This is a genomic window from Bradyrhizobium sp. BRP22 (assembly GCF_020194175.1).
GTDB lineage: Bacteria > Pseudomonadota > Alphaproteobacteria > Rhizobiales > Xanthobacteraceae > Bradyrhizobium.
Map to the genome: position 1 here is coordinate 26,272 of NZ_JADYVX010000053.1, position 9,684 is coordinate 35,955.

Below are 9,684 nucleotides of genomic sequence, written 5' to 3' on the forward strand. Positions count from 1 at the left end.
CGCACACCTCAATCCCGTTCTGTGGGGATAGATTAGAACGAGTTCAGGTCCGGAGGAAGGTTGGGCGAGCGCTCCATTTGCGCGGCCTCGCCCAACCGGGGCCGCTCGCAAACAGAGTGCCTGCGCCGAACGGGACGACGGCGTCCTAGCGCGCCCGCGTCAGAGCGAGCCAGATGCCGCCACCGATCATGAAGCCGCCGGAGACGCGCGACATCAGGCGCGTCCGCTCCTTGGAAAAGAATTTGCGCGCGCGGCCGGCGAGCAGCGCGTAGATCATGTCGCTCATCGCCGCCGTCACCATGAAGGTCACGCCAAGCAGCGCGACCTGCGGAAAGTGGTCCTTGTTCAGGTCCATGAACTGCGGAATGAAGGCGCCGAAGAACACCAGCACTTTCGGGTTCGACAGCAGCACCAGGAATCCTTGCAGGAAGAATCCCCCGCGCGGCGGCGGGGGCGGCGCATCGGCGCTTACGCCCTCGACCGGGGCGCGGATCAGCTTGATGCCGAGCCAGACCAGGTAAGCCGCGCCGGCAAAACGCACCCAGTCGAACCAGTAGCCCATCGTCGCCATCAGCGAGGTCAGGCCGACGGCGACGATGCCGATCACGATCGCCAGCCCCGCCTGCGCGCCCAGCACATTGGTCAGCGCCGCGCGAGTGCCATGGCGCAGCCCGTTGGCGATCACCAGCGTGACGATCGGGCCGGGCAACAAAGCGAGCGCAATGCAGGCGGCGACATAGGCGAGATAGGCGTGCAGGGACATGGGGAGGACTCGGCTGGAAGGTCTGGTTGCATCATAAGGATGGGGACGCCGGGGACAAGCCCGGCGGGGCGAGCGCTATTGCGTATTCATTGCTGATTTGATCCATTGCACCGGCGCGGCGCTGGCCAGGAATTCCAGCGCGGCACGCCGTAGCTGAATGACATCTCCCCTGCCCTGCGCCGCCACCACCAGCAGATCGCAGCGGTGCGAGACGGCGATGCCGATTGCAGCATGCATGCCATCGCCCGGCTTCAGATGATAGGGCCTGACACGTCCGGGCATATCGGCGACACGCACCGCTTCGCCGGCGCCGATCGGAACAAAACGTTCGCTGATGAGGTCCACATCCGCGACGCGATCGACCTCGTCGTCATCGGCAACGCCGCTTGTGCAATTGCAGAAGCCGAGCTTTGGCCGGATATAGACTTCGACATCGCCGCCGCAGGATGCCGCGCTGCAGCGGAACGCGCGGCCTGCGGGCCAGCCGTCGCGCGGGAACGGCCATGCGATCTCCTTCCAGTTATCGCGGGGCGCCGCGCTCTCGTAAGCTGCGACGCCCGAAAGAACGCCGAACACAAGTGCCGCAGCCCCGATGACCGACGAGGTTCGCATGCGCCGTCACGGCAGGCCGGCGACGGCGCGGGCCTCGCCGGTCAATTCGAGGATATGCAGGCCGGTATTGGCGCGATCGACGGCATAGATATAGCCGCGCTCGTCGGTCTCGACATTGTTGGTCTGGATCGCGACCTTGCAGCGATCCGCGCCCTCGACGGTCACGCAGCGCTTGTCGGTGGCCGACGTGATCGACGGGATGAAGTAGCCGACCTCCTTGGGGTGATAGGGATCGCGGATATCGAGCGCACGCACGCCGGCATTGAAAAACGCGATGAAGGCCATTTTCCTGTAGTAGACCGGCGCCATGCTCTCGCTCGAGGAATGAGAGCCGAACCGGCCGCCGCGCTCGCAGAACGAGCCGCTCGCCTCCGGCACGGTGTAGCTGGAGATCATCATCGGCCGCGTTTCGGTGGTGACATCGGCGAACCACACCATCTGCCGCGCCTCGCCGCATTCATTCAAGATTGCCTCGTCGACGATCATGACGATGTCGCGGGTCTTGCCGTCCTTGTCGTGCGAGAACTCCGCGATCGGCATGCCCGGCATCGGGAACGTCGTATGCGCGCCGTTCAGGGCGGAGAGCGGCATGCGCGATATTTCGGGATAGCGGAGATTTTCCGCGATCGGCTCCTTCGGCCCATTGAGCAGCTTTTCGCGGTCGACGATCTGCAGGAAACCGCCCTTGTTGGTGCCATAGCCGAAATAGACGCGGTTGCGACCTGGCCCGGTCGAGATCGGCCCGTGCAGCTCGGTCGGCACCGCGCCGGTCGATCCGGGCTCCTGGCCCGGCAGGCCGAAGTCCCTGATCTTCACGGGGTGGGCGGGATCGCCGAGATCGTAGACCTGCGTCATGCGGCGGGTGCGCCAGTCCGGCGCGCCCGACACCAGGAAGGCGATGCCGGTGTCGCACTCCCACCAGCTCTTATGCGTGTCCTTCAGTCCACCGATCCGCGTGATCAGCGCGGGATTGGCGGGATCGGCGACATTCCAGATCTCATGCGCCTCGCTGCCGAAGGTGCGCAGCATATAGACCGCGTTGCGGTCGCCCTTCGGCAGATCCTTGCCGTCGCAGACGCGCACCATCTGTGCGCCGCCGGATTCGTATTTGCCTTCCTGTCCCGGAATGTGGCGCAGATATTTTGGATGCGCGGGGTCGGTGACATCGACGATCGACGTGCCGTTCGGTTCCGGCTTGCCGGTCATCGGATTGATCGGATCGGGAATCTCGTCGGTGCCGCCGTGATGACCGATATAGGCGATCCAGCGGTCGCCCTGATGATGGATGGTCGGCTGATAGGCGCTGCGCGCCTGCAGATCGTTGGTTCCAACCAGCTTCATGTTGGAGGCTTCAGGCGGCGCTCCGACCTTTTGCTGCTGCGCGTCAACGCTTGAGCACCCGAGAAAAGAAAGCGCCACACACAGCGCAAGTTTGCCGCCACCCTTCATCCGTTTCACCCCGTGTTTCAAGGCCAATCTGCGTTGGCTGTAAGCAGGATAACACGACCATGCGCATCGCCAAAAACACACGCTTGACATGCAACCATTTGGTTGCCTATTGTCGATCGCATGGATGAAGTCTTCAAAGCGCTGGCGGACGCGTCGCGGCGGTCGCTCCTGGACAGGCTTCACGGCAGAAACGGACAGACGCTGAACGAATTGTGCGAAGGCCTCGCCATGACGCGGCAGGCGGTGACGAAACACCTTGTTATTCTCGAACAGGCCAATCTCGTCACCACGCTCAAGCATGGCCGCGAGAAGCTGCACTATCTCAATCCGGTGCCGATCCATCAGATCGGCGAACGGTGGATCAGGAAATTCGAGCGCGCCAAGCTCACCGCGCTCACCGAATTGAAACGGCAACTGGAGAAGCGTGATGAGTAAGCCGGAATTCGTCTATGTGATCTATATCCAGGCGCCTTGCGAAAAGGTCTGGGATGCGCTGCTCGATCCGGAGATGACCAAGGATTATTGGGGCAGGAAGCGCAACCGCTCGGACTGGAGCAAGGGTGCGACGTGGCAACACGAAGATTACGACGACCCTTCCGAAGTCGCGATCGCCGGCACCGTCATCGAGAGCGAGCGCCCACACCGCCTCGTGCTGAGCTGGGCGCGGCCGGCAAATGCAGGCGATCCTGACAAGGTATCGCGGGTCACCTTCATGATCGAGGAACAGTTCGGCTCGACCAAATTGACCGTCGTGCATAGTGAACTCGACGACGAGATGCTGCGCGGCGTCAGCGCCGGCTGGCCTGCGATCCTGTCGAGCATGAAGACGTTGCTGGAAACCGGCGCGTCAATGCCGATGACGCGACAACGCTGGAAGGGCGGCAAGTAGCTTCGCGGAGGGTTTCAGAATGTCCACGCCGGAATTCGTGTACGTCACCTATATCGAGACCACGCCCGAGAAATTGTGGGAGGCTCTGACCGATAGCGACTTCACCAGGCGTTACTGGTTCAACACGGAAGTGAGATCCGACTGGAAGGTGGGCTCGCCGTTCGCGCTGGTCATGAACGGCACCACGACTGACGTCGGAGAAATCCTCGAGGCGGACCGGCCGCGGCGCCTCGCCTACACCTTCAAGCACCAGCTCGATGAGGACATGCGCAACGAGCCGCCGACCAAGGTCGCCTTCACCCTCGAGCCCCACGGCAGTCTCGTGAAGCTGACCGTGACGCATGAAGGCTTCGTCGAAGACAGCAAACTCTTCGACGGCATCTCCAAGGGATGGCCGGCGATCTTGTCCGGACTCAAGACCCTGCTCGAGACCGGGAAAGTGTTCGCGATCCCGCCGCGCGCGCTTGAGATCGACGGGTTCGAATAGGGATGAAAATCTATCGGAGGAACCGAGTGGATATGAATATCGAGACGTTCAAGCCGGCAATCGTCTACACGATCTATATCGCCTCCACGCCGCAGAAGGTCTGGGAGGCGCTGACCAGCGCCGAGTTCAGCCGGAAGTATTTTTTCGGCAACGCGGTCGAGGTCGATCTCCGCGTCGGCGGCGCCTTCATGGTGCGCACCCCCGACGGCGCGCCGCATATCACCGGCGAGGTGATCGAATGCGAGCCCGCGCGAAAGCTGACCGTGACCTTCAACGTCAACTGGCCGGCGCTGGTGGAAAAGCTCGGGCCGACGCTCGTGACCTATGAGATCGAGCAGGCCGGCAACGCGGTCAGGCTGACGCTGCTGCAATCGCACGACCGGCCGCTCAGCGACGATATCCTCTCCGGCGGCCGCTCCGGCTGGCCCGCGATCCTCTCCAGCCTCAAGAGCCTCCTGGAGACCGGCAATCCCCTCGTCGTCCAGATGCAGCCGCCGGAGCGCATGCTGGCGGCGCTGAAGGAATTAGGGATCGTAACTCCGTAAGGGACAATCGCGTAGTCCGGGTGGAGCGCAGCGTAACCCGGGCTACGAGGCTACGGCGTCACCCCCTCGCCCTTAACTCGCGGCGCAGCACCTTGCCGGTCGCGGTCATCGGCAGCGACTCCGCGAACTCGACGAAGCGCGGATATTCGTGGGCGGCGAGTTGCACCTTGACGAAATCCTGGATCTCGCGGGCGAGCGCATCACTCGCGGCATAGCCCGGGCGAAGCACGATCCACGCCTTGATGGATTCGGTCCTGATCGGATCGGGAATGCCGACCACGGCCGACATCGCGACCGCCGGATGCTTCATCAGCGTGTGCTCGATCTCGGAAGGGCCGACGCGATAGCCGGCGGTGGTGATGACGTCGTCCTCGCGGCTGACGTACCAGAAATAGCCATCCTCATCCTGCACGCCGAGATCGCCGGTCAGCAGGAACTCGCCGGCATATTTCTTCGCGGTTGCTTCCGGGTTGCGCCAATATTCGAGCATCGTGCAGGGACATGGCTGCCGCACGCCGATGATGCCGCGCGTCCCCCGCGGCAGCTCCTCGCCTTTGTCGTTGACGATGCGCACGTCGAAGCCCGGTGTCGCCCGCCCCATCGAACCCGGGCGGATCGGAAACAGGTTCGAATTGCTGCCGATGACGAGGTTGCATTCGGTCTGGCCGAACACCTCGTGGGCGTCGATCCCGAAGGTGTCGCGCACCCAGCCCAACAGCTCGCCGCCGAGCGACTCGCCGCCGGTGAAGATGCTGCGCAGTTTCACGCCGGAATTCTTCACGCCGGCCTGCCGCATCAGCTTCAGCGCGGTCGGCGGCAGGAACACGTTGCGGATGCCGAGCTCGGCCATCATCTGCATCGCCGCCTGCGGTTCGAACTTGCGCGCGCGATGACCGACCATGGGAATGCCGTGGTACCAGAACGCGAACAGGCCGTTGATCAAGCCGCCGATCCACGCCCAATCCGCTGGCGTCCACATCAGGTCGCCGGGACGCGGCAGGAAGTTGTGGCACATCTCGACATTCGGCAGGTGGCCAAGCACGACGCGATGCGCATGCAGCGCGCCCTTTGGATTGCCTGTGGTGCCCGACGTGTAGATGATGAGCGCGGGATCATCGGCCGAGGTGTCGACGGTGGTAAACTCCGCCGAGGCCGCGCGCAGCGCGGGCCAGAACGGCTTCGTGCCTGCTGGCACCACGTCGCCGACCACATAGACGCTCTTCAATTCGGGCAGGCGGTCGCGGATCTTCGCCAGCTTCTCCCAGCCGGCTGCGTCGGTGACGATCGCCTTCGCTTGCGAATTCGACAATCGGAATTCCAGCGCATCCTCGCCGAACAGCGCGAACAGCGGGATCGAGATCATCGCGGAGCGGAAGGCAGCGATATGCGCGATCGGCAATTCCAGCGACTGCGACAGGAACACCGCGACGCGATCGCCGCGCTCAAGACCGTCGGCCTTCAGCACATTGGCGAAGCGGCGCGACATCTCCGCGACCTCGTCGAAGCTGGTGTGGCTCTCGGTGCCGTCCTCGTCAACGTAAACAAGCGCGAGCCGGCCGGAGCCGTCGGCATGGCGGTCGCAGCAGGCCGTCGCGATGTTGAAGCGCGCCGGGACGTCCCAGCGGAAGTTGCGGTAGAGCTCGTCGTAGGTTGCGGCTTCCTTGAGCATGATCCTCGGGCGTTCCTGACGTTCCATTTTTCTTGCAAGCCAGTTTTAAGGCCCCTCCGGCCGCGCACAAGCCGCCACGGATCGGATTCCAATTCGAAGGTGTCGCAGGCTGTCATCGGGGCCGTGCTTGCGCGGATCCGCCGATATCCAAGGGGAACGACGACGTGATCTCTGCACCGAAAATCTTTGCAAAATGTTGATTTAATTCAACTTATCTCGGTTTCCTTACTGCCATGCGCGGATTCATCATGAGGTCTGTCGGTGCGGTTCAGGGGTCGCAATTTTGTCAAATAAGCCTATATTAGGCGTACGAAATGACATGTGCGGCGCGCCGCCGGTTGTGGCCCGCCGTCTCCCAACCCCCAATCGCGCTAGCGCCAAGAAGAGTAAGAGGTCGTCGACCATGCGTCCTATGCGTCCGTTCAACTTTAACACCGCCGCCGAACTGTTTCCCGCCGCCATTCGCAAGAAGAAGCGGGCGGGCTTCGCCTATCGGCGCTTTGGCACCGCGGCGGAAGCCGTGCGGTACGCCATGGAAGAGTTGCCGGCGGATTCCCTGAACGGCGCCTACCTGCAGGTCGAGGAAGCCCGTTTCGACCAGAACGGCATCCGCTCACTCTATGAGAGCGAAGCGTTCCCGCTGCCGCGCCGCCCGCGCCCGGTGCAGACCAATACCAACGCCGACGCCGCTTAAACCAATCCGTCCATCTGCCAAGCGAAAAGCCCTCGGGATGGACCGGGGGCTTTCTCTTTTCGAGCTCACCGCGGCTGCTTGTCCAGCCAGCGCCGGAGCATCCGCACATTCCGGACGTTGGCGCGGAACACGACGTCGAACGCATCGCCCGCGAGCGGCACCAGGCCGACCGCGCCGTCGAGCGCGACGTTGGCGAGCATCCGCGCGGTGATGTGCCAGGGCGCACCCAGCGCGCGCGCTTCCCGCACCAGCCACAGCGAGATCGCAGTCGTGATGATGTCGCCGACCACGGGGATCAGGCCGATCAGCCCGTCGATGCCGTAGCGGATCTTGGTGCCCGGCACGATGAAGGCGACGTCGAGCAGTTTTGCGATCGCCTCGAGCCGCGCCAGCCGCTGCTCACGGGTGAGATTGCCGAAGGGATTGGCGGTCTCGAAATCAAACCGGAACGCCTCGAACTGCGGATGCAGCGCGGCTTCCGGAATCTCGCGTCCGTCCTGATCGATGATTTTGCCCTGCGGCCTGGCGTCGCGGAACGGGCCCTGCGAACGGGCGCGGTTGGGCGTATAGATGTCGTCGGGCATGCGCATCACATGGTAACGCAGGCGCGCGGTACAAGTTGCGTCACATTACCGCTCTGTCACGCTGCCGATCCCTCATGGTGAGGAGCGCGATAGCGCGTCTCGAACCATGAGGCCCCGCCAGTGGCCTCGGCCTTCGAGACGGCCGCCATGCGGCCTCCTCAGGCTGAGGAGACAGATCTGACACACGCAGTCTTGGGCGCGCCTCTTGGTGCGCGCCCCGGTATGACGGTGAAAGCGGCTACGTCGTCGCCGGCTGCGGCTCTTCGGCGTATTTGTGCGCCAGCCAGGACGACAGCATTGACGGCACGAAGCCGACGAGGCCGTAGAGGATGAACTGCACCACGCCGGAGTCCGGGCCGCGCGAGCCATAGAGCAGTTCGGATGCGATGAATCCGATCGCGCCGATGATCAGCATCCGCACGAACGGGCTGATCTTCCGCACATGCATCAGGATGTCGTCGATCGCCCCCAGCATCAGCGACGGCACGATGCCGAACAGATACGCGTATTGCAGCGTCTTGGCGAAGGCGAGGAAGAACTTTCCGACCTCGCGCGCACTCGTCTCGTTCCAATAGCCAGATTGGTAGCTGGTCGCGAACAGCAGGATGAAACCACCGATGAACGGGCCGATCGCGGCGAAGATCAGGTAGCGTTTCATGGCGGCGACTCACTGCATGACGTCACGATCCGAGGTAAACCGGACCATGATCGCATCGCCCCTCACTCCCCCCATGCCGCGAACGCGTCGTTGAATGCGCGCTCGCCCGGCGCGCCCTTCTCGATCGCGATGATGGCACGGCGCTGGTTGGAGTAGACGAGCGGGACGTCGAACCAGGAGCGTTCCTTCAGAAGCTGCAGGTTGCGCGAGCGATCGGCGTCGACGTTGGAGAGGCCGACCAGGAAGAAGCCGTCGGTGACCTTCACGGCCAGCCCCGCCAGCGGAGTGCCGCGGGCCTGCTCGTTGGATTTCATCAGGATGCCCGGCACATTGCCGACGCCGCCGTTCGGGAAATCCTGCGGCAGGATGAAGGTGAGCTCGGCGGTGTGGCTCGCGGGCAGCGACGAGTCGGTGTTGCGGCGGAACGACATCGTCATCTTGAACTTGCGGTCGGGGATCTCGATGTCGGCGCGCACGGCGATGTCGGCGGGCGAGTTGCCGGCGGCCTTGATCGGTTCGGTGCGCCAGATCACCGAGCCCACATATTGCTTGCCCTTGGGATCGCTGGGGTCCTCGTCATAGAGCACGACGCGCTGCGCCACCGGAGCGACCGGCTCGCTGGACGACGGCTGGCCGACGCGATCCGGAATCTTCGGCTTGCTCGCCGGCGCCGATGCATCCTTCGGCGCCTCCACCGAGGGTGACGACTTCAGCAGGCCGGTCACGACGGTGACCGCCTGCTTGCCCCAGAGGATGCCGGCGCCGATCAGGATCAGGATGATGCCGACCGCGATCGCGGTCTTGAATGGAAATGCCGAGCCGAGTCGCGCACCCTTCTTGACCTCGCGATCGCCATTGCCGAGCCCCGCCCGCGGCTGCGATCCCGGCGGGTAGCGCTCGGCCTCCTCGCTCGACTCGTCATAGGAATAGGGCGCGTCCGGATCGGCGCCGCGGTTCTCCATGTTCGGCTCGAGCCGGTCGAACTCCGGCGAGGGCGACGGCACGTTGGCGTAGGTCTTGCGCGCGTTGCGGTTGGCCTGCGCGGCGGCGCGGCCGAGATCGTCGGCGTCGGCGGCGAGATCGCGGAAGCCGCGCAAGGCCGGCGGCTGCGGCGCCGGCGGCCCGCCATTATTGGCGCCAGCATTGTTGTCCGGCCCGCGGCGCACGCCGGGCGGCCGCTGCGGATCGGACGGCGGTGGGGGCGCGGGCGGACGCGGGCTGACCGGCGGCGCCTCGCCACGCAGATTGCGCGGCGGACGGTCCTCGCCACCAGGCGGACGCGGCGGCGGTGGCGTGCGTTGGCGCGGCGGGGTGCCGCCTGGGGTGCCTGGGGC

Annotated in this window: 12 protein-coding genes; 5 read left to right on the forward strand and 7 right to left on the reverse strand. The window is 64.4% G+C overall.

Translation table 11 applies throughout. From position 1 onward, the window contains the following. Positions 1 to 145: 145 nt before the first annotated feature. From I6F35_RS36945 to I6F35_RS36955, 3 genes are all read right to left on the reverse strand, one after another. Positions 146 to 763, reverse strand: coding sequence for a LysE family translocator (locus I6F35_RS36945; RefSeq protein WP_225122550.1), 618 nt, complete (start codon positions 761 to 763; stop codon positions 146 to 148). Between the two features lie 75 nt (positions 764 to 838). Next, entirely contained in the window at positions 839 to 1,375 is a 537-nt protein-coding gene (locus I6F35_RS36950; protein ID WP_225122551.1) for a hypothetical protein, read from the reverse strand. 6 nt (positions 1,376 to 1,381) lie between these two features. Continuing rightward, positions 1,382 to 2,824: a hypothetical protein gene (locus I6F35_RS36955; protein WP_346283238.1), complete on the reverse strand. Its 1,443-nt coding sequence runs from the start codon at positions 2,822 to 2,824 to the stop codon at positions 1,382 to 1,384. Between the two features lie 120 nt (positions 2,825 to 2,944). Between I6F35_RS36955 and I6F35_RS36960 the strand changes: the two genes are divergently transcribed. From I6F35_RS36960 to I6F35_RS36975, 4 genes are read left to right on the forward strand one after another with little or no spacing between them, the layout of a single operon-like run. Further along, positions 2,945 to 3,259 (forward strand): metalloregulator ArsR/SmtB family transcription factor, encoded by a 315-nt coding sequence (locus I6F35_RS36960; RefSeq protein ID WP_225122553.1) that lies wholly within the window; start codon positions 2,945 to 2,947, stop codon positions 3,257 to 3,259. Then, positions 3,252 to 3,713: an SRPBCC family protein gene (locus I6F35_RS36965; RefSeq protein WP_225122554.1), complete on the forward strand. Its 462-nt coding sequence runs from the start codon at positions 3,252 to 3,254 to the stop codon at positions 3,711 to 3,713. Before I6F35_RS36960 ends, I6F35_RS36965 begins: the two co-directional genes overlap by 8 nt. 19 nt (positions 3,714 to 3,732) lie before the next feature. Next, positions 3,733 to 4,200: an SRPBCC family protein gene (locus tag I6F35_RS36970; RefSeq protein ID WP_225122555.1), complete on the forward strand. Its 468-nt coding sequence runs from the start codon at positions 3,733 to 3,735 to the stop codon at positions 4,198 to 4,200. A 32-nt stretch (positions 4,201 to 4,232) separates the two neighbouring features. Next, on the forward strand, positions 4,233 to 4,745 hold the full coding sequence (locus I6F35_RS36975; protein WP_225122562.1) for an SRPBCC family protein: 513 nt from the start codon (positions 4,233 to 4,235) through the stop codon (positions 4,743 to 4,745). Between the two features lie 58 nt (positions 4,746 to 4,803). On the opposite strand, the gene I6F35_RS36980 is transcribed toward I6F35_RS36975, so the two are convergent. Then, on the reverse strand, positions 4,804 to 6,414 hold the full coding sequence (locus tag I6F35_RS36980; RefSeq protein ID WP_225122556.1) for an acyl-CoA synthetase: 1,611 nt from the start codon (positions 6,412 to 6,414) through the stop codon (positions 4,804 to 4,806). Positions 6,415 to 6,817: 403 nt separating this feature from the next. Between I6F35_RS36980 and I6F35_RS36985 the strand changes: the two genes are divergently transcribed. Beyond that, complete coding sequence (locus I6F35_RS36985; RefSeq protein ID WP_225122557.1) at positions 6,818 to 7,108, forward strand: hypothetical protein; 291 nt, start codon at positions 6,818 to 6,820, stop codon at positions 7,106 to 7,108. A gap of 65 nt (positions 7,109 to 7,173) precedes the next feature. On the opposite strand, the gene I6F35_RS36990 is transcribed toward I6F35_RS36985, so the two are convergent. The 3 genes from I6F35_RS36990 to I6F35_RS37000 all read right to left on the reverse strand — a co-directional run. Then, positions 7,174 to 7,692: a DUF4112 domain-containing protein gene (locus I6F35_RS36990; protein WP_225122558.1), complete on the reverse strand. Its 519-nt coding sequence runs from the start codon at positions 7,690 to 7,692 to the stop codon at positions 7,174 to 7,176. Positions 7,693 to 7,930: 238 nt separating this feature from the next. Continuing rightward, positions 7,931 to 8,350 carry a DUF5413 family protein gene (locus tag I6F35_RS36995; protein WP_225122559.1) on the reverse strand — a complete coding sequence of 140 codons (420 nt, stop codon included), beginning with the start codon at positions 8,348 to 8,350 and terminating at the stop codon, positions 7,931 to 7,933. Positions 8,351 to 8,412: 62 nt separating this feature from the next. After that, the coding region (locus tag I6F35_RS37000; protein ID WP_225122560.1) for a hypothetical protein at positions 8,413 to 9,684 on the reverse strand (1,272 nt) is incomplete at its 5' end.